Origin of the sequence: Xanthomonas sp. BRIP62418 (assembly GCF_003993495.1) — a bacterium.
GTDB classification, from domain to species: domain Bacteria; phylum Pseudomonadota; class Gammaproteobacteria; order Xanthomonadales; family Xanthomonadaceae; genus Xanthomonas; species Xanthomonas euroxanthea.
Map to the genome: position 1 here is coordinate 203099 of NZ_QEZG01000019.1, position 21594 is coordinate 224692.

18 protein-coding genes are annotated in these 21594 nt (G+C 67.8%); 4 read left to right on the top strand and 14 right to left on the bottom strand.

Features of this window, described 5'->3' with window-relative positions; genetic code table 11:
* Nucleotides 1-14: 14 nt before the first annotated feature.
* The 7 genes from EO174_RS01085 to EO174_RS01115 all read right to left on the bottom strand — a co-directional run bounded on the left by EO174_RS01085 (nucleotide 15) and on the right by EO174_RS01115 (nucleotide 7280).
* On the bottom strand, nucleotides 15-2033 hold the full coding sequence (locus EO174_RS01085) for a phospholipase D family protein (RefSeq protein ID WP_126941672.1): 2019 nt from the start codon (nucleotides 2031-2033) through the stop codon (nucleotides 15-17).
* Entirely contained in the window at nucleotides 2030-2602 is a 573-nt protein-coding gene (locus tag EO174_RS01090; RefSeq protein ID WP_104585767.1) for a YceI family protein, read from the bottom strand. The genes EO174_RS01085 and EO174_RS01090 overlap by 4 nt, the downstream gene beginning before the upstream one ends.
* Before the next feature lie 3 nt (nucleotides 2603-2605).
* Nucleotides 2606-3082 carry a histidine phosphatase family protein gene (locus tag EO174_RS01095; RefSeq protein WP_016904234.1) on the bottom strand — a complete coding sequence of 159 codons (477 nt, stop codon included), beginning with the start codon at nucleotides 3080-3082 and terminating at the stop codon, nucleotides 2606-2608.
* Between the two features lie 14 nt (nucleotides 3083-3096).
* The gene (locus tag EO174_RS01100; protein ID WP_126941674.1) at nucleotides 3097-3729 is read right to left on the bottom strand and encodes a ParA family protein; all 633 of its coding nucleotides are present in this window, start codon (nucleotides 3727-3729) and stop codon (nucleotides 3097-3099) included.
* A 159-nt stretch (nucleotides 3730-3888) separates the two neighbouring features.
* Nucleotides 3889-4962 carry a hypothetical protein gene (locus tag EO174_RS01105; RefSeq protein WP_126941676.1) on the bottom strand — a complete coding sequence of 358 codons (1074 nt, stop codon included), beginning with the start codon at nucleotides 4960-4962 and terminating at the stop codon, nucleotides 3889-3891.
* Nucleotides 4963-5028: 66 nt separating this feature from the next.
* Nucleotides 5029-5946, bottom strand: a complete 918-nt coding sequence (locus EO174_RS01110; RefSeq protein ID WP_119129269.1) for an AEC family transporter — start codon at nucleotides 5944-5946, stop codon at nucleotides 5029-5031.
* 695 nt (nucleotides 5947-6641) lie between these two features.
* Complete coding sequence (locus tag EO174_RS01115) at nucleotides 6642-7280, bottom strand: tetratricopeptide repeat protein (RefSeq protein WP_126941678.1); 639 nt, start codon at nucleotides 7278-7280, stop codon at nucleotides 6642-6644.
* 194 nt (nucleotides 7281-7474) lie between these two features.
* On the opposite strand from EO174_RS01115, the gene EO174_RS01120 reads away from it, so the two are divergent.
* On the top strand, nucleotides 7475-11182 hold the full coding sequence (locus EO174_RS01120) for an indolepyruvate ferredoxin oxidoreductase family protein (RefSeq protein ID WP_126941680.1): 3708 nt from the start codon (nucleotides 7475-7477) through the stop codon (nucleotides 11180-11182).
* 250 nt (nucleotides 11183-11432) lie between these two features.
* On the opposite strand, the gene EO174_RS01125 is transcribed toward EO174_RS01120, so the two are convergent.
* The 3 genes from EO174_RS01125 to egtB are packed head-to-tail and all read right to left on the bottom strand — an operon-like array spanning nucleotide 11433 to nucleotide 13990.
* Nucleotides 11433-11702: a DUF3253 domain-containing protein gene (locus EO174_RS01125; protein ID WP_126941682.1), complete on the bottom strand. Its 270-nt coding sequence runs from the start codon at nucleotides 11700-11702 to the stop codon at nucleotides 11433-11435.
* Between the two features lie 15 nt (nucleotides 11703-11717).
* Nucleotides 11718-12704: an L-histidine N(alpha)-methyltransferase gene (gene egtD / locus EO174_RS01130; protein ID WP_126941684.1), complete on the bottom strand. Its 987-nt coding sequence runs from the start codon at nucleotides 12702-12704 to the stop codon at nucleotides 11718-11720.
* On the bottom strand, nucleotides 12701-13990 hold the full coding sequence (egtB, locus tag EO174_RS01135; RefSeq protein WP_164740031.1) for an ergothioneine biosynthesis protein EgtB: 1290 nt from the start codon (nucleotides 13988-13990) through the stop codon (nucleotides 12701-12703). The genes egtD and egtB overlap by 4 nt, the downstream gene beginning before the upstream one ends.
* Before the next feature lie 65 nt (nucleotides 13991-14055).
* On the opposite strand from egtB, the gene EO174_RS01140 reads away from it, so the two are divergent.
* Nucleotides 14056-15237 (top strand): aminotransferase class V-fold PLP-dependent enzyme, encoded by a 1182-nt coding sequence (locus EO174_RS01140; protein ID WP_126941688.1) that lies wholly within the window; start codon nucleotides 14056-14058, stop codon nucleotides 15235-15237.
* A 120-nt stretch (nucleotides 15238-15357) separates the two neighbouring features.
* Here the strand turns inward: EO174_RS01140 and EO174_RS01145 are convergent, their stop codons facing one another.
* The 4 genes from EO174_RS01145 to EO174_RS01160 are packed head-to-tail and all read right to left on the bottom strand — an operon-like array spanning nucleotide 15358 to nucleotide 19203.
* Nucleotides 15358-16830, bottom strand: coding sequence for a glycine betaine ABC transporter substrate-binding protein (locus tag EO174_RS01145; protein WP_126941690.1), 1473 nt, complete (start codon nucleotides 16828-16830; stop codon nucleotides 15358-15360).
* Nucleotides 16827-17564: an ATP-binding cassette domain-containing protein gene (locus EO174_RS01150; RefSeq protein WP_126941692.1), complete on the bottom strand. Its 738-nt coding sequence runs from the start codon at nucleotides 17562-17564 to the stop codon at nucleotides 16827-16829. The genes EO174_RS01145 and EO174_RS01150 overlap by 4 nt, the downstream gene beginning before the upstream one ends.
* A 48-nt stretch (nucleotides 17565-17612) precedes the next feature.
* Nucleotides 17613-18008 carry a calcium-dependent protein kinase 21 gene (locus tag EO174_RS01155; protein ID WP_164740032.1) on the bottom strand — a complete coding sequence of 132 codons (396 nt, stop codon included), beginning with the start codon at nucleotides 18006-18008 and terminating at the stop codon, nucleotides 17613-17615.
* The gene (locus EO174_RS01160) at nucleotides 17998-19203 is read right to left on the bottom strand and encodes a fatty acid desaturase (RefSeq protein ID WP_104650437.1); all 1206 of its coding nucleotides are present in this window, start codon (nucleotides 19201-19203) and stop codon (nucleotides 17998-18000) included. The genes EO174_RS01155 and EO174_RS01160 overlap by 11 nt, the downstream gene beginning before the upstream one ends.
* Before the next feature lie 153 nt (nucleotides 19204-19356).
* On the opposite strand from EO174_RS01160, the gene EO174_RS01165 reads away from it, so the two are divergent.
* Both EO174_RS01165 and EO174_RS01170 read left to right on the top strand, forming a co-directional pair.
* Nucleotides 19357-20202, top strand: coding sequence for an ATP-binding cassette domain-containing protein (locus EO174_RS01165; protein ID WP_119130111.1), 846 nt, complete (start codon nucleotides 19357-19359; stop codon nucleotides 20200-20202).
* 248 nt (nucleotides 20203-20450) lie between these two features.
* The gene (locus EO174_RS01170; protein WP_104650420.1) at nucleotides 20451-21461 is read left to right on the top strand and encodes a TIGR00266 family protein; all 1011 of its coding nucleotides are present in this window, start codon (nucleotides 20451-20453) and stop codon (nucleotides 21459-21461) included.
* Nucleotides 21462-21594: the final 133 nt, after the last annotated feature.

The window sequence follows — 21594 nt, forward strand, 5'->3', positions numbered from 1 at the left end:
CGGCGCCGCTGCGATCAGAGGATCGGCACCAGTCCCGCACCGAAGGCGGTCAGCATCCGTACCAGCAGCCACTTCGGGCCGACGTTGACCTCGGGGAAATCGCCTACCGCCACATAGCACTTCCGGAACTGCGGGTCCTGGCGCTTGAGCGGGAACGGGCAACCCGGCCCCGGCTGGAACTCGTAGTTGGTGGCGTAGCGCCAGGGCCAGAAATCCAGCACCGGCAAGGCTTCGGACACCTTGCCCACGCTGTAGTTCAACCCGCTCAGCACCGGCGGCTTTTCGCGCGGGGCCACGGTCCAGGCGTTTTCCGGCGCCATGTCGCGCGCGATGCTGGCCGCCAGCGCCTGCGCAAAGCGCGCATCGTCGATCACCACCGCCGCTTCGGTGTTGTAGTTCTCGCTGCGCGGATCGAAGTTGTGCGTGCCGATCACGCCGATGCGGCGGTCCACCACCAAGGACTTGGCATGCAGGCCCATGCGCGCACCGGCACGGGTCACCGGCAGCGGCTTGTTGACCGCGCGCGTGCCCAGGAACGACGGCCGCGTCTCGGTGCGCAGCACGCGCCGATCGACCTCGCTGCCGCCGGGCACGCGGCCCGCGCCGCCCCCGCTGCCGCGGATTGCGCTGCCGGCCGTGCCACCACCACCGCCACTGCCCCGCATCGCATTGCCGGCCGCACTGCCGCCGATCACCCGATTGACGCGACTATCGTCGTCGGCCGGCTCGGCTGCATCGGGGTTGAACGGATCGGGCACCAGGTTGGCGTAGTCCACCGGTGCATTCAGCGGGAACGGCTTGAACTCGTAGACGTTGAAGCCCAGCTCGCGCATGTTGCGGCGTTTGAACTTGTACGACAGCGCATACACGATCGGGTTGTCGGTGGCGGCCAGGCTGTTGGTGGACACCACGATGCGTGGCGGCTGCGGGCGCTGGCGCAGTGCGCGGAAGATTGCCTGGGCCTGGTCGGACAGCACCAGGTAGGGCGTCTGCAGCAGCACTTCCTGCTGCGCGTTGGCGATCAGGCCGTCCAGCTCGGGCGCGGTGGATACCGCCTTGGCGGTGTGTTCCTTGCGGTGCTTCTGCGGCAGGTCGGCCACATACAGCACGCGCTGCACCGGCATGGCCGGGGCCACGAACGCCTCGCGCACGAACTGCGGATCGCGCGCCTCCTGGTCGACCCGTTCCACCCGCTCGGGGCGGCGGAACGTGGCTGGCGGCATCTTCGGTGCGCCCTGTTCCAGCAACAGGCGACCGACATCGTTCAGACGCTCGGCCGGCACGCTGCGGCGCGCGTGCCAGAACGCGTCGAAGTTGGCCGCCATCGCACGCACTTCCGGCCCGGCCAGGATCACGTCGCGGTCGCGGAAGTTGTACTCGCTGTCCCAGTCGTAATAGTCGTCCTGGTAATTGCGCCCGCCAACCACGCCGAGCACGTCGTCCACCACCAGCAGCTTGTTGTGCATGCGCTGGTTGAAGCGACGGAAGCAGCACACCACGCTGCCGGCATAGTCGAAGTAATTGAGCTTGACCTTGCCGAAGGTCGGGTTGTAGATGCGTAGCTGCAGGTTTTCATGGGTGCTGGCCAGTGCACCGAGAATCTGCAGATCGGCAATCGCCGAGAGCTGATCGATCAGGATGCGCACCTTGACCCCGCGCTGCGCCGCATCGGTCAGCGCATCCAGCACCATGCGCGCGCTGTCGTCCTTGTCGAAGATGTAGGTCTGCAGGTCGATGCTGCGGGTGGCACTGCGGATCAGGTTGAGCCGCGCCACCAGCGATTCTTCGCCATGGTCGACGATGGTGGCGTAATGCCGCGGCGCGGCCGGCGTGGAGGCGGTGATCGCCTCGCCACCCAGCGCGCGCAGCGGCGAGGGCTGGGCGCAACGATTGGCCTGCGTGCAGCTGACAACGGTGCTGCGGGCGGCGGCGGCCACCCCGGCGGCACGGTTGCGCTCGATTTGTGACAGGCCGGCACATCCGGTGCCGAGCAACAGCGTTGCCAGCACAATCACCCTCAACAGGAACCTCACGGGCGCCGCGCCTCCTGCAGCCGCCCACGCAGAATGAACGTCACCCTGTCGCCCAGGGCCATCTGCCACGCATTCATTCCGTAACGTCCACGCAGGACCGTACCTCGACTGATCACATCGCAATCATAGCCCGGCCGCGCGCATTCAGCCGGCACCACATGCAGGGTCTCGACGTGGGTGATTCCGCGAATGGTCAGGTTGCCGGTGATGTCACCGCCCTTCTTCACCACCTCCTCGGCGTAGGGACGCGACTCGAATTCCACCACCGGATACTGCGCGACGTCGAAAAAATCCTCGCCGCGCATCCACGCGGTGTAGCGATCCTTGCCGGGAATTTCCACCTGCGTGGCATCCAGGCGGAAACGCACCTGCTGGCGTCCGTCCGGCAATTCCGCCAGTTCACCGCGAAAGCGCGGGAAGAACCCCTCGATCTTCATGCCGAAGCGCGTCCTGATCTCGAACCCGAAGCGCGATTGCACCGGATCGATGGAATGCAGCTTCTGCTGCGCCACGCAGGGAAGAGCGACCCAGAGCGCGAGCCAGGCAAACCAGCGCAGCGACGATGGCACGGATCAAGGCCACCAGAAGGCGGTCAGGCGGGCGATGCCTGGTTCGATGGCCGCGTCTAGTGGCAATGCCAGCAGGGCGATCGCGGCGGTCGGCATGCCGCGGTAGTCGCCGGTCTGGCCGCTGTGCATCAGCGCCGCCAGCCGTTCCAGGCCCGGGTTGTGGCCGACCAGCAGCAGCCGCTCGGCATCGCGGTGTTCGTCCACCAGGCTGGCCAGGGTCCCGGGCGTGGCGTCGTAGATCCGTTCGTCCAGGCGTTGTTCGATATAACCGGTGAGCTCCAGCACCGCTTCCAGCGTCTCGCGCGCACGCCGCGCCGGCGAGCACAGCACGCGGTCGGGCACCAGGCGCTGCTCGCGCAGCCAGCGGCCGGCCGATTCGGCCTCGGCGATGCCGTGCGGGGACAGCGGGCGGTCCAGATCGGCCTGGCCGGTATCGGCCGGCTCGGCGTGGGCGTGTCGCAGCAGTATCAGTTCGCGCATGAAAACACTCCGGTCTAGGATTTCTTGAGCCACTTGAACAGCGGCTCCCAATCCTGTTGATGGTCGCGCACCTGCGCCGAGCGGTAATCGAACAGGCTGCGTCCCAGCCCGGCCATGACCACATAGGCCTGGGTGTCGCGCAGTTGGGACACCAGGGGATAGGGCCAGGCGCCGATCATCTCGGCAGCTTGCTGCGAGGTCTGGGTCCAGGGGCGGGCGCGGTTGAGCACCAGGCCCACCGGCAGCTTGCGCTGATGCACGCGCGGCACCTTGGCCAGCGTGTTGAGGAAGCCGACCACCGCTTCGATATCCAGCGCCGAGGACAGCACCGGCACCACGATGGCGTCGACGTGGTCGAGGAAGCCGCTCAGATCATCGGCCATTGCACCGGCCGGGGCATCGATGATCAGCTGGTCGGTGCCGTCGGGCACAGCGGCCTGCCAGTTGCGACGGCGGGTGGCATCAATCGGCAGCACCGCACTTTCCAGGCTGGCGCGACGCTGCGCCCAACGCGTGGACGAGCCTTGCGGATCGGCGTCGGCCAGCACGGTGCGCTGGCCCTGCAGGGCCGCATGTGCGGCCAGATTGGTGGCGATCGTGGTCTTGCCGACGCCGCCTTTGGAGGCGGCCACCAGGACTGTCTTCATGCACGCCTCGCTTCCGGGAGCAAGCCAGCAGCGTACACCGCGACGAAGTGAGGAAGTAGTCGAAAGGCGTTAAACGTCCCTCGGCAGGCGCCATCGCGCTGCAACATCGGCCCCGGCACATGGCCGCTGCCCCGTGCAACGACCACGCGGATCAGCGGATCAGCGGATCTGGCTGCTCGCGGCGCCGGGCTGCCAGTCCGCCGGCGGTTGCGCGGCAAGGCCTTGATGCTGCAGGCGCGCGCGCAACGCCGGCACTTCGCCCTGCGTCAGGATCGCATCCAGTGCGGCAACCTGCGCATCGACCGAGGGTGCGCTGCGCTGCTGTTGCTGCTGCAGCCACTGCAGCTCCCGCATCCGCGCCTGCCAGCGGGTGGCGTCGGCGCCGCTGCTCAGTGCGGCCATGCCCTTGGTGCCGATCACGGCCGTGGTCAGGGTGGACTCGTCGTTGGCCACGTTGTTCAGCACGACCATGCACTCGTCGCGTAACGCAGGCGTGGTGGCACCGGGGTTGCAGCGCCGCATCAGATCGCCGAGCGCGGGGAGTGCATGTGCAGACCAGGTACCCATCACGAACATCGCCGCCATGCCGGCGCCCGTGGACGGAAACCCCTGGGCGTCGAGTTTCTCGCGCAAGCTGACCGAGGCCAGCGATGGCCATTGCACGCCGTCGTAGACGGCATAAAGGGCCTGGCCCAGCTCCAGCACACCGCTGTCGAAATGATCGGACTGCACGGCCGCCTGCCAGGCGCGTTCGGCGGCCGCCTGGTCGCCGCGGCGCTGTGCAGCCGCATAGGCGCGCAGATGCACGGCGGCATTGCCGGCATCGGTCTGCTCCAGGAACGCCCGCGCGGCGCCTGGGTCGCAGCGCAATCCTGGGGCACAACCGACCGCTTCCATCCGCGCCACCAACCGGTCGCGCGGCCGCGCGTCCAGGGCACGCTGCAGCCAGGCGCGCTGGATGGGTGCATAGCCTCCGTCTGCGGCCGACACTGCCTCGTCCTCGGCATCGATCCACAGCAGACCGGCCAGATACAGCTGCCTGGGCTCGCCGCTGGCCGCCATGCTGCGCAGGCGTGCCTGCATGGTCTGGCCGACCTGGCTCACCCAGTGAGTCATCAGCGGATCATCCGCCGGAACCGGGGGGGTGGCGGGCGATGCCGCCAGGGCGGACTGCGCCGCGAAGACGCCGCCAAGCCATAGCAGCGCAGTGGTGATCAAGCGATATCCGTGCATGTGTTGCTCCTGTCCGTGTGGCGCGCGCAATGGCGCGCGCCAGCATTTCACACGGGGTACGCCGCATCAAGCGGCCAGGCGCGCCAACAGCCAGGCCCATGCCGGCAGGGTCAGCAGCGACAGCAGGATGCTGTAGCCGACCATCGCCGCGGCCAGGCGCGGCGCCAGCCGGTGCGAGATGGCCAGCGCGGCGGCGGTGATCATGGTGGGCATGGCCGATTCGAGCACGTTGGTCTGCAGCATCGCGCCATGCAGGCCGAGCGCCCAGGACAGCGGCAATGCCAGCACCGGCATCACGGCCAGCTTGAAGACCAGGCCGACGGCCAAGGGTTTGAGTTCGTCTGCAGGCAGGCGCAACTGCAGCGAGAAGCCCACTGCCAGCATCACCAGCGGCAGCATCGCGTCGGCCAGGCTCTTCAAGCCCGAGCCGATCCAGGCCGGCGGCTGTTCCGGCATCACCGTCAGCGCGAACAGCAACGCCCACAGCGGCGGAAACCGCAGCACGCGCACCAGGATCAGCTTCGCAGTCGGCGGCGTGTCGCCGCTGTAGCGGGCCAGCACGTACAGCCCGAACGTGGACAGCAGCACGAAGGTGCCGAACTGGTCGTAGACCACCGCATACGGCAGGGCGTGATCGCCGATCAACGCGCGCACCATCGGAAAGCCGATGAAGCTGGAATTGGTGAACACCACGCACATCAGCAGCGCGGCGTATTCCTCGCGCTTGAACCGCAACAGCCGGCTGCAGCCCCACAGCAGCGGCACGATGAGTGCGGTCAGCAGCCACGGCGTGGCGATCACGCCACCGAGCGAGGCATCCAGATGCAGACGCGGCACATAGGTCAGCACCGAAGCCGGCAGGCAGATGTACAACACGATGCGATTGAGCACATCGGCGCTGTTGTCCGGCAACACCCGCAGGCGCGCGAACAGCAGGCCGAGCCCCAGCATCGCCAGAATCAACGCAAATGCATCCACCGCCATGGCGTGGTCAGGTCCGTGGGAAAGCGGCACTCAGCATCGCATAGTGGGCGTGTCGTGCCTTGATCAGCGACGGGCTGGATCGACGACGGGCTAAATCGACGAGCATGCCTATGCGTGGCGCAGATCGTTCGCTCAACGCCTGGCGACAGGCATGTCGAGGCTTGCCGCTTCTAGGATCCGGCCCATCACTATCGAACAACGCGAATCACGCACTACTCTTAACCATGTGCACCGACCATCTCGACTGGTCCTTGCCCCCCACCGTCGCGGGACCTTACGCGGCATGGATGCCGCGTAAGAGCCTACAAGGACGTACTTGCGGCGTGTCCTGCGATGGTGGGCGGGCAAGGGCCCTGCAGCAAAGCCGCAGATCAACCGCTCTACGATTGAGCCATCGCACGGACGACTGCCTCAAAAGACCGACCCTCTCGACTGGTCCTTGCCCGCTCACCGTCGCGGGACCTTACGCGGCATGGATGCCGCGTAAGAGCCTACAAGGACGTACTTGCGGCGTGTCCCGCGATGGTGGGCGGGCAAGGGCCCTGCAGCCAAGTCGCAGCCCATCCGCTCTACAGCTGACCTACACGCACAGGCCAGTCGCAAGTCGCGTTGGCCTGCTATTGACGGCCGCAAAGCCACGTAAGCGCTGATGCACCGCGGCGCGCTGCAAGGGCTTTCCGCAGCATCCCGCCGAGTTACGGAAATGCCGGCGGGTTCGCCTGCCATGCGGCAAAGACCTCGGCCAGCGTGGCGCGTTCGGCCTCGCGCCAGTCCGGCAGCAGGGTGGCGTAGCCGGCGGTGCTGCTCCAGCGATCCGGCCAGGTGCGCACGGCGGCGGCATACCACTCGACCGCTTCCTGCTTGCGCCCGGTGCGCCATAGCGCCAATGCCGCAGTGGTCGGCAGCCAGGCCGGCGCGGCCGGGCGGCCGTTGGCCAGGGTGGCCCACTGCTGCAAGGCCTTGTCGGCCTGGTCGGCGCGCAACAGATCCCAGCCGTAGTTCCAGGTGATGGCGCGGTACTGCTGGCTGCCACTGGAGACCAGCCCCAGGGCGCCCTGATAGAGCTCGTCGCCCAACTGCGTGCGTCCCCCCGCATAGGCCAGCGACGCCAGCTGCGCGCGCGGTTCGGCAGCGCGGGCGTCACGCTGCACCATCGCCGCCAAACGGTCGATCACTGCATCGCCCTGCCCCTGCACGGCCACCACCGGCTTGGTGGTGCCGCGATCTTCGTCGAAATAGAACTCCTTGGGCTTGGGCAGGTTCTGCGCCTGCGCCATCGACCACACGCCCCCGAGCAAGGCCAACATCGCGGCCCATGCGTATTTCCTTTTCACTGGCTTTATCCCCTGACAGCAAACGACCCTTCCCGTTCCCATCGTAACCGCAGCGCGGCGGCTGCGCATCCGCATGCAACGGGAGCGTGAAAGGCGACTGCTACACTTTGGGCCGCCGTTTTGGAATCCGTCGGGCGTGTCATCCGGTTTCGGATGACACGCGCCGGGTCCCAGCCACCCTTTCCGGGCACGCCATGACCAGTACCGCTGCACTCTCTTCTCCCGACGCTGCCAACACGCCGGAGCTCGGCCAGGTCGATGCGGATTACACGCTGGAGCACAAGTACACGCGCGCCGACGGGCGCATCTACTTGTCCGGCGTGCAGGCACTGGTACGGCTGCCGTTGATGCAACGCCTGCGCGATGATGCCGCCGGCCTTGCCACTGCCGGCTTTGTCAGCGGCTATCGCGGCAGCCCGCTGGGCGGCTTCGATCTGGAACTGTGGCGTGCGCGCAAGCATCTGGACGCGGCCAGGGTGACCTTCACCCCTGGCCTCAACGAAGACCTGGCCGCCACCATGGTCTGGGGCACCCAGCAGACCAACCTGTTCCCCGGCGCCAAGGTGCAGGGCGTCTACGGCATGTGGTACGGCAAGGGCCCGGGCGTGGATCGCAGCGGCGATGTGTTCAAGCACGGCAACGCCGCCGGTACCTCGCCGCATGGCGGCGTGCTGGCACTGGCCGCCGACGACCATGCCTGCCGCAGCTCGACCCTGCCGCACGGCTCGGAAGAGGAATTCGTCAGCGCGATGATGCCGATCCTCAACCCGGCCGGGGTGCAGGACATCCTGGACATGGGCCTGCTCGGCTGGGCGATGAGCCGCTATACCGGGCGCTGGGTCGGCTTCAAGACCATCGCCGAGACGGTGGAATCTTCCGCCTCGGTGGACGTGGATCCGTTCGCACGCAGCATCGTGCTGCCGGAGGACTTCGCGCTGCCGCCGGGTGGCTTGAGCATTCGCTGGCCGGACCCGCCGGTGGACCAGGAAATGCGCCTGCATCGCTATGCGATCGCCGCCGCACAGGCCTTCGCACGCGCCAACCGGATCGACAAAGTGGTGCTGGATTCGCCGCATGCGCGGCTGGGCATCGTCACCACCGGCAAGAGCTATCTGGACGTGCTGCAGGCGCTGGAATACCTGGGCCTGGATGCGCAGGCCTGCGCGCAGATCGGCATCCGCGTGTACAAGGTCGGCATGACCTGGCCGCTGGAGCCGGTGGGCATCAGCGCGTTTGCGCGCGGGCTCGACGACATCGTGGTGGTGGAGGAGAAGAAGGCCTTCATCGAGCGCCAGATGAAGGAGCTGTTCTACAACTGGCCGGCCAGCGCCGGTGCGCGGCCGAGCATCGTCGGCAAGTACGACGAGCAGGGCGAATGGATCCTGCCCTCCACTGGCGAGCTGACCCCGGCCACGATCGCGGCAGTGATCGGCAAGCGCATCCAGCGCTTTGCGCTGCCCTCCAGCGCGATGACCGAGTCGATCGAACAACGGCTGCGCTGGATGGAGACCAAGGAAGCCGAAATGGCCTTGCCGCGTGCGCTGTTCCCGCGCGTGCCGCATTACTGCTCCGGTTGCCCGCACAACACCTCCACCGCGGTGCCGGAAGGCGCGCGTGCGCTGGGCGGGATCGGTTGCCATTACATGGTGACCTGGATGAACCGCTCCACCGACACCTTCACCCATATGGGCGGCGAAGGCGTCACCTGGTCGGGGCAGGCGCCGTTCACCGAGACGCCGCACGTGTTCCAGAACCTGGGCGATGGCACCTATTTCCACAGCGGCTCGCTGGCGATCCGGCAGTCGGTGGCCACCGGCGTCAACATCACCTACAAGATCCTCTACAACGATGCGGTGGCGATGACCGGCGGCCAGCCGGTGGACGGCACGCTCACCGTGCCGGACATCGCGCACCAGCTGCGCGCCGAAGGCATCCACGCGATCATCGTGGTCAGCGACGACATCGGCAAATGGACGCGCCGGCGCGAGCGCTTCCCCAGCGAGGTGGCGTTTCACGATCGCAGCGAGCTGGATGCGGTGCAGCAGCATCTGCGCACGATCAAGGGCGTGTCGATCCTGATCTACGACCAGACCTGCGCCACCGAAAAGCGCCGCCGCCGCAAGCGCGGCAAGCTGATCGACCCGCCCAAGCGCGTGATGATCAATTCGCTGGTGTGCGAGGGCTGCGGCGATTGCGGCGAAAAGAGTTTCTGCGTGTCGGTGTTGCCCAAGGACACCGAATTCGGCCGCAAGCGGCAGATCGACCAATCCAACTGCAACAAGGATTATTCCTGCGTGTCGGGCTTTTGCCCGAGCTTTGTCACCGTGCATGGCGGTGCACCGCGCAAGGGCAAGCAGCGCGATGCCAGCGCATTGCTGGACAACCTGCCCGCGCCGCCGCAACGCACCACGCTGGAACAGCCCTGGAACATCCTGATCACCGGCGTCGGCGGCACCGGCGTGGTGACCATCGGTGCGCTGCTCGGCATGGCAGGGCATCTGGAAGGCAAGGGTGCCACGGTGCTGGACCAGACCGGGCTGGCGCAGAAGGGCGGCGCGGTGACCACGCATATCCGCATCGCGCGCCGGCCGGCCGATATCCACGCGGTGCGCATCGCCGCCGGCGAAGCGGACCTGGTGCTGGGCTGCGACATGGTGGTGGTCAACGATTACTGGGCCCTGTCCAAGGTGCGCGACGGCCGCACCCAAGTGGTGCTCAACACCTACGAAGCGATGCCGGGCAACTTCACCACCCAGCCGGATCTGCAGTTCCCCGCCGCCGAGATCATCGCCGGCGTGCGCACCGCCCTGGGCGGCCAGGAACCGCTGTTGCTGGACGCCACGCAACTGGCGACCGCGCTGCTGGGCGATGCGATCGCCAGCAACCTGTTCGTGCTCGGCTATGCCTGGCAGCACGGGCTGGTGCCGCTGTCGCATGCGGCCTTGATGCGCGCGATCGAGCTCAATGGCGCGGCGGTGGCGATGAACCAGCAGGCGTTTGCGTGGGGGCGACTGGCGGCGGTGGATCTGCCGGCGGTGCAACGCGCTGCCGGCCTGACCACTGCTGACACGTCTGTGCACCTGCACGGCGACACGCCTGCCGCGCGTGCGCCCGGCAGCTGGGAAGACCACGATCTCGGCGGACAGAGCGCGCCGCGTGCATTGGCGCGGACCGATGGCAGCACGCTGCATGGCGATGTCGATGCGCCGGTGCATCCGCTTGACGATGAGCAGCTGGCGCAGTCCTTGGACGAGGCGATTACGCGGCGCATCGCGTTCCTGACCGACTATCAAGACGCTGCCTACGCGCAGCGCTATCTCGGGCTGGTGGAGCGCGTGCGTGCGCAAGAGGCCCAACGCGCGCCCGGCAGCACGGCCTTGACCGAAGCTGTAGCGCGCTATGCCTTCAAGCTGATGGCCTACAAGGACGAATACGAAGTGGCGCGCCTGTACACGCGTGGCGACTTCCAGCGCCGGCTGCAGCAGCAGTTCGAAGGCGACTACACGCTGCGCTTCCACCTGGCACCGCCGCTGTTGGCCAGGAAGGATGCGCACGGCCATGCGATCAAGCGCGAATACGGGCCGTGGATGTTCACTGCGTTCAAGCTGTTGGCGCGGCTGAGATTCCTGCGCGGCGGCAAGCTCGATGTGTTCGGCTACAGCGCCGAACGGCGTGGCGAGCGTCAGCTGATTGCCGATTACGTGGCGACAGTGGACACGCTGCTGGAACGGCTGGATGCCGACAACGTCGGCCTGGCGGCGCAGATCGCCAGCATTCCCGAGCATATCCGTGGCTATGGGCATATCAAGCACGCGCACCTGGAGGAAGCCAAGGCACGCCAAGCCGTGCTGCTGGCGCAGTGGCGCAATCCCAAGGCCTTGCATGTGGTGCAGGCAGCCTAGACGACAGGGCGGCCAGGTCCGCGTTGCAGCGCTGGAACCTTGCGCGCGGATCGGCTGACGCTTGCCGGCAGTGCAGTAGCGACAGGCTCCTGTGATGAAGCTGGGAGATCGCGCCGGCGCCGCTGCGGCACAGCATCGCGTTTATGCACGGCAGCGGTCAGCACCTACCGGGTCGATGCGCTGTCGGTGCACCGCTCGGCATCATCGTCTGCCGAGCGCCAGCAGTCATGCATACGCAGGGCAGCGCGCGTCATTCGAAATGCCGACCACGCATCAGACGGACCGGGCCACGCACCGTGCCCAGGTCGACCACGTCGCCGCGCTGGGTGACCCGTACCACCTCCTTGCGGGCCAGATCGGCAGCAACGGCACGTACCTGCGGCATCAGCGCACGCCAGCGGTTCTCGTCCCCGCTGAGCGCGCGGGCGACTTCGGACGGGCAGATCGACTGCTGCGGCAGCCGGCGCGCCAACAGCGCACGCATGGTCGCGGCGATCTGCCCGTCGTCGATTCCTTGCACGCCAGGCGCGCGAGATCAGAGCGGACGCAACACGCGCAGGCCGAACCAGTCCTTGGCATCGTTCCAGCCGTGGGTGACCTTCAACCCCGCGGCAGCGGCGAGTTCGGCAAAGCGTGCGTCGGTGTACTTGTAGCTGTATTCGACCTGCATCGCTTCGCCGTCGGCAAACGCGAATTCCTTGCCGCCCACCTGCACGCGCTGTGCGCGCTGGCTGATCAGGAAGGTTTCGATACGGCCACGTTCGCGCGCATACACCGCATGGTGGCGGAAGCTGTCCAGATCGAAGTCGCTGCCGATCTCGCGGTTGAGCCGCGCCAGCAGGTTCAAGGTGAACTCGGCCGTGACCCCGGCCGCATCGTTGTAGGCGGCCTCGATCAGGCCGGCATCCTTGTCCAGATCGATGCCGATCAGCGCGCACCCGTCGCTGCCCATGGTCTGGCGCATCGCATCGAGCAACTCGACGGCGGCATCATCGGTGAAATTGCCCAATGTCGAACCGGGGAAGAACACCAGATGCCGGCGCGCCGGGCGCTGCGCCTGCGGCAGCTGCAGCGGCTTGGTGAAGTCGGTGCACACCGGCAGCATCTGGATCTGCGGAAACTGCTGCGCCAGCCGCGCGGTGCTGTCGAGCAAGGCGGTGCGCGAGATTTCCAGCGGCGTGTAGGCCACTACATCGCGCAGCCCCTGCAGCAGCAACTCGGTCTTGCGACCGCTGCCGCTGCCGTATTCGACCACGTGCACGCCGGCGCCGATCGCCTGCGCGATCGCCGGCATGCTTGCCTCCAGCAACGCCAGTTCGGTGCCGGTCAGGTAGTACTCCGGCTGCCGGGTGATCGCCTCGAACAACTGCGAGCCGCGTGCATCGTAGAAATACTTCGACGGCAGCGTCTTGGGCGTTTGCGACAGGCCGGCCAGCGCGTCGGCGGTGATGTCGTCCGGTTGCGGGCGCAGGTCGGTCAGCGCGGCGTGCGCGCGTTGCATGGCGTGGGCGGCGGCGTTCAAGGCAGATCCTTGGCAAGGCGCACGCCGGCAAACTGCCAACGCGCATCGGAGGGAAAGAAGTTGCGGTAACTGGCGCGGACATGGCTGGCCGGGGTGGCACAGCTGCCACCGCGCAGCACCCATTGCGCATTCATGAACTTGCCGTTGTATTCGCCCAGCGACCCGGGCCACGGCGCAAAGCCGGGATACGGCAGGTAGGCGCTGCCGGTCCATTCCCAGACATCGCCGAACAACTGCTGCAGGCCGGTATCCACCGCGTCGGCACCGCGCGGATGCAAGGTGTCGCTATCGACGAAATTGCCCTGCACCGGCACACCGGTGGCGGCCTGTTCCCACTCGGCTTCGGTGGGCAGGCGCGCGCCGGCCCAGCGCGCGAACGCATCGGCTTCGAACAGGCTCAGGTGGCATACCGGCGCATGCGCATCGCGTGGGCGCCAGCCATCCAGGGTGAATTCGCGCCCGTCCGCATCCCAATACAGCGGATGCTGCCAGCCCTGCGCCTGCACCATCGCCCAGCCATCGCTGAGCCAGGCACCGGCACTGCGGTAGCCACCGGCGTCGATGAACGCCTGGAACTCGGCGTTGCTGACCACCCGATGCGCCAACGCATGCGCGCCGACCAGCACACGGTGACGCGGCGACTCGTTGTCGTAGGCGAAGGTGTCGGCCTGCGGCCATGCCGCTGCGCCGATCTCAACGATCTGTTCGTCGCGCGCCTGCCAGCGCAGCGTGCTGGCGACGGCAGCAGGCGGGGCCGGCGCATCGCGATATGCCGGCTGCAGCGGGTTGCTCCACAGCGCATGCTTGATATCGGTCAACAGCAATTCCTGGTGCTGCTGCTCGTGCTGGATGCCGAGTTGCACGATGGTGCAGGCCTGCGCATCCAACGTCCCATCACCCAGGCGCTGCTGCATCTGCGTATCGACTGCGGCCCGGTAGTCGCGCACCTGCTGCAAAGACGGCCGCGACAACACCCCGCGGCGCGCGCGCGCATGCATCGGGCCCACGCTCTGGTAGTAGCTGTTGAACAGGAAATCCCAGGCCGGGTCGAACACGCGGTAGGCCGGATCGGCCTGCAGCACGAAGCGTTCGAAAAACCAGGTGGTATGCGCCAGATGCCACTTGCTGGGGCTGGCGTCGGGCATGCTCTGCACCATTGCGTCTTCAGCGCTCAAGGGTGCGGCGAGGCGATCGCTCAGCGCGCGGGTCTGCGCGTAGCGTTCCAGCAGCGTCAACTGCCGTTGCTGGTGGTGGCCCAGCAGAGGTGAGAGTGCAGACATCGCCATATGCTTGAGGACCGCACGTGAACGCGCCGTGTCGGCAGCGTGGCAGCCAGCGGTAAGCTGTTGCCATGTCCTCTTTTTCTTTGTCCAGCCTGCTCCCCGCGCCCGTCGCATGGGAACATCGCCAGCAGGCATTTGCGTTGCCTGGCGACATCATCTATCTGGATGCCGCCTCGCGCGGCCCGCTGCTGCGCGCGGTGCACACCGTTGCGCATCAGGCGGTGGATGCACTGGCCACGCCGTGGCGGCTGCCGTTCGATGCCTGGCTGCAGGACATCGAGCGTTTGCGCGCGCTCGCTGCCGGCCTGTTCGACGACGATGCCGACGGCGTGGCGATGCTGCCCTCGGCCGCACACGGCCTGGCGACCGCCGCACGCAATCTGCCGTTGCAACGCGGCGAAGCGGTGTTGCTGCTGGACGGCCAGTTCCCTTCCAACCTGCTGATCTGGCAACGCCGCTGTGCCGAGGTCGGTGCACATATCGTGGCGGTGTCCACGGCCGGTGGCGATGGCCTGACCGAGGCGGTACTGCAGGCCATTGCCGACACCGCGGCGCTGCGCATCGTGACGTTGCCGCATGCGTACTGGCTGGATGGACGACAGCTCGATCTGGACCGCATCAGCACGGCGGTACACGCACGCGGTGCGGCGCTGGTGCTGGACCTGAGCCAGAGCCTGGGCGTGCTGCCCACCGAGCTGCCGCGCTGGCGGCCGGATTTTGTGGTCAGCGTCGGCCACAAATGGCTGCTCGGGCCGATGGGACTGGCCTGGCTATGGGTGGCCCCGCAATGGCGTGCGCGGGGCGTGCCGATCGAGGAGCACTGGATCGGCCGCGATGCCGGCAGCAGTTGGGAATTCCCGGTCGCCCAGGCGCCGTCCTATCGCGGCGGCGCGCGGCGCTTCGATGCCGGCGGCGTTGCCGATCCGTTGCGGATTGCCATGGCGACGGCGGCATTGCAGCAGGTCGCTGCCTGGCGCCCGGCGCGCATCGGGCAGGCGCTGGGCGCGCTCACCGCGCAGTGGGATGCGGCGCTGCAGGCACGCGGGCTGGGCAGCTGGGGCACGCCCGCGCACGCGCCGCATCTGACCGCCCTGCAGCCGCCGGCACACCGGCTGGAGGCCGTGGCAACGGCATTCGGCGAACGCGGGGCGATCTGCACGCGGCGGCACGGACGCCTACGTATCGCACCGCACCTGAGTGTCACCGGTGATGCGCTCTCAGCCCTGATCGCAGCGCTGCCAGAGCCATGACGCAGCGCCCGTAGGAGCGGACCCGGCCGCGACGGGGCGTGACCGAAAGATGGCATCATCCCGGTAACGCCTGACAACGCTCGATAAGGCCCCGTCGCGGCCGGGTCCGCTCCTACGTGGTCAGGCGCGTTGGCTGAGGCGCAAGCCACGCGGCGTGACCCAGCGCTCCAGGCCTTCGAACAGCGCCTGCACGATCAGCGCGAGCACCGCCGCAGGAATCGCGCCTTCCAGGATCAGGCCGATATCGTCCAGGCGGATGCCGGTGAGGATCGGCTGGCCGTAGCCGCCTGCGCCGATCAAGGCGCCCAGCGTGGCGGTGCCCACGTTGATCACCGCCGCGGTCTGAATGCCGGCCACGATGGTGCGACGCGCCAGCGGCAGTTCCACCCGCCACAGGCGCGTCCATGCCGGCAGCCCGATCGCCTCGGCGGTCTGGCGCAACTCGCGCGGGATCGAGGTCAGCCCGGCATGCGTGTTACGCACGATCGGCAGCAGGCTGTAGAGAAACAACGCGGCAATCGCCGGTTTGGCGCCAATGCCGAACAAGGGAATCATGAAGACGAACACTGCCAGCGACGGCAAGGTCTGCAACACGCCGGTCAACGACAGCACCACCTGCCCGAGCCGCGGCCGCCGGGCCGCCAGCACGCCCAGCGGCAACGCGATCAGCAAGGCAAAGCCCAACGAGATGCCGACCAGGGCCAGATGCTCGCGCGTATGCCGCAGCAGACGCGCCACACGCGAGTCGGCTGCCGATGCCGGCGCAACGCCCAGCCATTGCGCCGCCACGGCCGCCTCGGACTGACGCTCCAGCTTCACCTGCGCGTTGAGCCGCTGCATGGTCGCCTCGTCGATGCGCCCCTGCAGCCCCTGCAATGCCGTGAGCATCGCCGGTGAGCGCTGCGCCAGGTCCTTGCGATACAGGAACACCGCCTGGTAATCGGGAAAGTAATGGCGGTCGTCGCGCAGCACCTGCAACCGGTAATACGGGATTTCCGCATCGGTGCTGTACAGATCGGTGACCTCGATCGCCCCGCTCTGCAGCGCGCGATACGCCAGATCGTGATCCAGCCCGGTCGCGGTCTGCGGCAGTGCATACGCCGCGCGCACGCCCGGCCAGCCATCGGCGCGCTGCATGAATTCGTTGCTCAGGCCGATCGTGAGCGATGGATGCCGCGCCAGATCCGACATCGAGGCGATGCCGAGCGCCTGCGCACGTTCAACGCGCATGCCGAAGGCATAGGTGTTCTGGAAGCCGAGCGAATCGGTCATCGCCAGCCCGCGCGCGTCCAGTGCGGCGCGCAGTTCGGCCTGGCTGGCCTTGGGCAGCTGCAGCAGTTCCTGCGCCAGCGTGCCGGTGTATTCGGCGTACGCGTCGATCTGCCCGGTCTCCAGCGCACGCCACAGGATGCGCGTGCCACCGAGCTGCGCGCGGTGTTGCACGTCCACGCCGTCGCGCTGCCCGGCGGCGGTGGCGATCTCGCCCAGCAGCACGGCCTCGGTGAAGTTCTTCGAGCCGATCGTCACCTGCGTGGCCTGCGCACCGACGCTTCCGATCAGCAATGCAAGGGCGAGCAGCACGCGCGCGCTCATGCGGCGTCGCCGATGCTGCGCTGCGCAGTGAGAAAGCGCTGCACGAACGGATCGGCCGGCTGTTCCAGCAGGCTGCGCGCACTGCCCTGCTGCACCACCTGGCCGGCCCGCATCAGTACCAGGGTGTCGGCCAGGTAGGCCGCTTCGGCAACATCGTGCGTCACCAGCACCACGGTCTTGCCGAGCTGGGCGAACAGCGCACGCATCTGCGCCTGCAGGTCGTAACGCACGATCGGGTCGAGCGCGCCCAGCGGCTCGTCCAACAGCAAGGCCGGTGGGTCCAGCATCAGCGCACGGATCAATCCCACGCGCTGGCGTTGACCACCGGAGAGCTCGGCCGGATAGCGCGCCAACAGCTCCGGCGGCAACTGGCACAGCGCGCACAAGGTCTGCAGGCGTTGATCGATGCGCTGCCGGGTCCAGCCCAGCGTCTGCGCCAGCAACACCACGTTGCTGCGTGCATCCAGATGCGGAAACAGCCCGCCTTCCTGGATTACATAGCCGATGCGCTGGCGCTGCGCCTGCAGGCTGGCGCGTTGCAGCGGCGCGCCGTCGAAGGCGACCGTGCCGCTGTCCGGCCACTCCAGCCCGACCAGCATCCGCAGCACGGTGGACTTGCCGGCGCCGCTGGGGCCGATCAAGGCGGTGGTGATACCGCTGGCGAAATGCAGCGAGACGGTGTCGAGGGCAACGGCCTGGCCGTAGCGACGGCTGACCTGGTCGAGAGTGAACATGCGCTCGAGCTTGCCGAACGCAGCGTCAGACGCGCGCGAAAGTGCGCATCAGCGCGGCGGCGCCAGCAATTCGCGTGCGCTCAGGTAGCCATCGCCGTTGGCGTCCTGCCGCGCAAAACGCTCGATCAGCGTGGCGCGATGCGCGGCGCGGGTGATCGGCTTGCCGCGTCGGCCAGGCAGTTCGTCACCCTGCAACACGCCGTCGTGGTCCAGGTCGCGCTGATCGAAGGCGTAGCTCATCCACGCCAGGTATTCATCGCGGCCGACGCGGCCATCGCCATCGGTATCCATGCGCTGCAGATACTGCTGGCTGTCCTGCACCTGGGCCTGCACGAACACGGCCGGCCCGCACACACCACAGGCCATCAGCAGGCTACGCATGACCAGACCACGCGCTCGGCGCGCACGCACATCAGCCCGCGTGCCGCCATGCTCACGACCCACTCAGCGCATAACCCTTCAGCCGCGCCGCATAGGCCTGCAAGGCGGCATTGCCGCTGGCTTCTGCCTCGTGGCACCACTGCTGCAGATGCTTGAGCCGTTCGGACGCATCGTGGCTGCGCGCCTCCAGCACGGCGGTCAGGCGCGCGCGGTACTCCACCAGCGTGCGCATGCGCGGGCGCTCGGCCACCCAGTGCTGCAATTGCGCACGCGCATCGGGCTTGAGCCAACGCCCGTCATCGACCAGGCCCTTGCGCAGGCGCCGCGGCAGCAATTGCCGCAGCTTGGCGCCGGTGGCCGCGGCCTCTTCGCGCAGCGCCGGGGTGAACACATTGCGCTGGTAGTCGGTCATGGCCTGGAAGCGATGCGAGAGCAAGGCCTTGAGCGTGTCGGCATCGGGCACGGCGATGTTGGGGCGGATGTCCAGCGACGGCGCCACGCGCAGCACCTTGGCCAGGCCGATCGCCTGCAGCCCGCGAATGGCGACCCAGCCGATATCCAGCTCCCAGCGCCGCATCGAGAACCGCGCCGAACTCGGGAACGCATGATGGTTGTTGTGCAGCTCTTCGCCACCGATCCACAGCGCCCACGGCGTGAGGTTGGTGGAGGTGTCGGCCGATTCGAAATTGCGATAGCCCCACCAGTGCCCCAGGCCGTTGACCACGCCGGCGGCCCAGAACGGAATCCACGCCATCTGGATCGCCCACAGCGCGATGCCGGGCAAACCGAACAGCACCGCGTTGATCACCAGCAGCGCGATCGGGCCGGCATTGGCATGCGGGGTGTACAGATGCCGTTCGATCCAGTCGGTGGGTGCGCCCTTGCCGTACTGCTCGATGTCGGCACGCTGCGCGCGCGCTTCGCGGTACAGCTCCACGCCACGCCAGAACACCTGGCCGATGCCCTTGGTCTGCGGGCTGTGCGGGTCTTCCTCGGTCTCGACCTTGGCGTGATGCTTGCGATGGATCGCCACCCATTCGCGGGTGATCATCGAGGTGGTCAGCCAGGTCCAGAAGCGGAAGAAGTGCGCCACCACCGGATGGAAATCCACACCGCGATGGGCCTGGCTGCGATGCAGGTACAGGGTCACCGCGAAGATGGTGAGCTGGGTGAACACCAGCAGCACCGCCAGCATGCCCCACACGCCCAGCCCGGCCACGCCGGAAGTCAGAACGTCGATGATCGGGTCGGACAACATCGGCATCTCCACAGCGGCGCCATCGGGTTGGGTCGATGCAGACATGATGGGGGCGATGGCGGCAAACTTCACCCTTCGGATGCGTAGGGTGCGCCCTACATTCCTAAAGCGGTTCACACGCCTCCTTTCCCCACTGCGCCTGATGTCACCCGTATGACGGTTACTGCCCAGATGTCCACCGATCCTGCTGCTGTTGCGAACGCCACCCCGTTGATCGAGCTCGACCAGGCCAGCGTGATGCGCGGCCAGGTGCGTGTGCTGCATGCGCTCAGCCTGCGCATCGCGCTGGGGCAGCACACCGCCATCCTCGGCCCCAATGGCTGCGGCAAATCCTCCTTCATCAAGCTGATCACCCGCGAGCTGTATCCGCTGGTGCGCGCCGATGGCCAGGCGGCGGTGAAGGTGCTTGGGCAGACGCGTTGGCAGGTGGATCGCCTGCGCTCGCAGCTGGGCATCGTCACCGGCGATCTCAGCGTCAACCTGGCCGACATGCCGGGGCTGGACGTGGAAAGCGCGGTGCTGTCCGGTTTCTTCGCCAGCTATGTGGTGCCGCCGCATCGCGAGATCAGCGACGCCATGCGCGCGCGGGCACGTGAGGCATTGGCCCTGGCGCGCGCCCTGCCGTTGCTGGACCGGCAGTTCGCCGAACTGTCGGCCGGCGAAACCCGCCGCGTGCTGATCGCGCGCGCACTGGTCAACCGCCCGCAGGCGCTGCTGCTGGACGAGCCGTCCACCGGCCTGGACCTGGTGGCGCGCCAGCACCTGCTCGACACCATGCGCCACCTGGCCCGGCAAGGCATCACACTGATCCTGGTGACCCATCACATCGAGGAGATCGTGCCGGAGATCGCGCGGGTGATCCTGTTGCGGGCCGGCACCGTGGTGGCCGACGGTCCGCGCGATGCGCTGCTCACCGATGCCAGCCTGTCGGATGTGTTCGCCGGCCCGGTGCGGGTGCAGCGCGACGGCGAGCGCTATTGGGCGACGGTCGGGGAATAAGCGCGAGGCCAATGCGGCGGTCAGCGTGACGGCGTTGTCGGAGGCAGGCGCCAGCCACGCTCCGGCCCACGTCAACGCGATTGCTGCTCACGACCGCCCTGGCGGCATGCAGGCCTGAGCGGCACGTGTGGGATATCTGCCCGGTGGCAACCACACCTGACCGCCCTCCCGGCATGACCTTGGACACGGGACGCGGTCGCGGCGGCTGCGCTTAGACTCGGCGCACGCACAGATCAGGAGTCGTTCCGATGGCCCAGTGGTATTTCCATGTTCCCGGACAGGCCGATCGCATCGGCCCACTCGACGACGCCAGCGCCCGCGCGCATGCCCAGCGCCAGCCCGACGCGCTGGCCTGGCGCGACGGACTCGATGGCTGGACGCCGGCCCGCCAGCTGGCCGAGCTGCAGGGCGGCGGCAGCCTGCCGCCACCGCTGACCGGCGCGGCCGGGCGTGCCGACGAGATCGACTACCGCATCGTCGGCAACGACATGCAGTTCGTCGAGGTCGAGCTGGACCCGGGTGAAAGCGCCATCGCCGAGGCCGGCGCGCTGATGTACAAGGACGCCGCAGTGCAGATGGACACCGTGTTCGGCGACGGCTCGCATGCCGGCCAGAGCGGCGGCGGCGGGCTGATGGGCAAGCTGCTGTCGGCGGGCAAGCGCGTGGTCACCGGCGAGAGCATGTTCACCACGGTGTTCACCCATGCAGGCAGCGGCAAGGCCAGGGTCGCATTCGCCGCGCCCTATCCGGGCACGGTGCTGGCGCTGCGCCTGTCCGAGCATGGCGGGCAACTGATCTGCCAGAAGGACAGCTTCCTGGCCGGCGCGCGCGGGGTGTCGTTGGGCATCGCGTTTCAACGCAAGATCCTCACCGGCCTGTTCGGCGGCGAGGGTTTCGTCATGCAGAAGCTCGAAGGCGATGGCTGGGTCTTCGTGCATGCCGGCGGCACCGTGGTGGAACGCGAACTCGGCCCTGGCGAACGCATCGATGTGGACACCGGCTGCGTGGTCGCCTACCACGCCGGCGTGGACATGGACGTGCGCCGCGTCGCCGGGCTGAAGAGCATGTTCTTCGGCGGCGAAGGCGTCTTCCTGGCCACCCTCACCGGCCCCGGCAAGGTGTGGCTGCAATCGCTGCCGTTCTCGCGCATGGCCGGCCGCATGCTGCAGGCCGCCCCGCAGGCCGGTGGACAGCAACGCGGCGAAGGCTCGGTGCTGGGCGGCCTGGGAAGGTTGCTGGATGGCGACAACCGGTTTTGATGGGGTGACGCGGCAGGCGGGCTGACACCCTTCTCCCCGCCGGGAGAAGGTGGCGCGTAGCGCCGGATGAGGGAACGGACGAAGCCTGCTGCGGTCGCATTCCCATGTGGCATCGCTCCGTACCCTCCCCCCC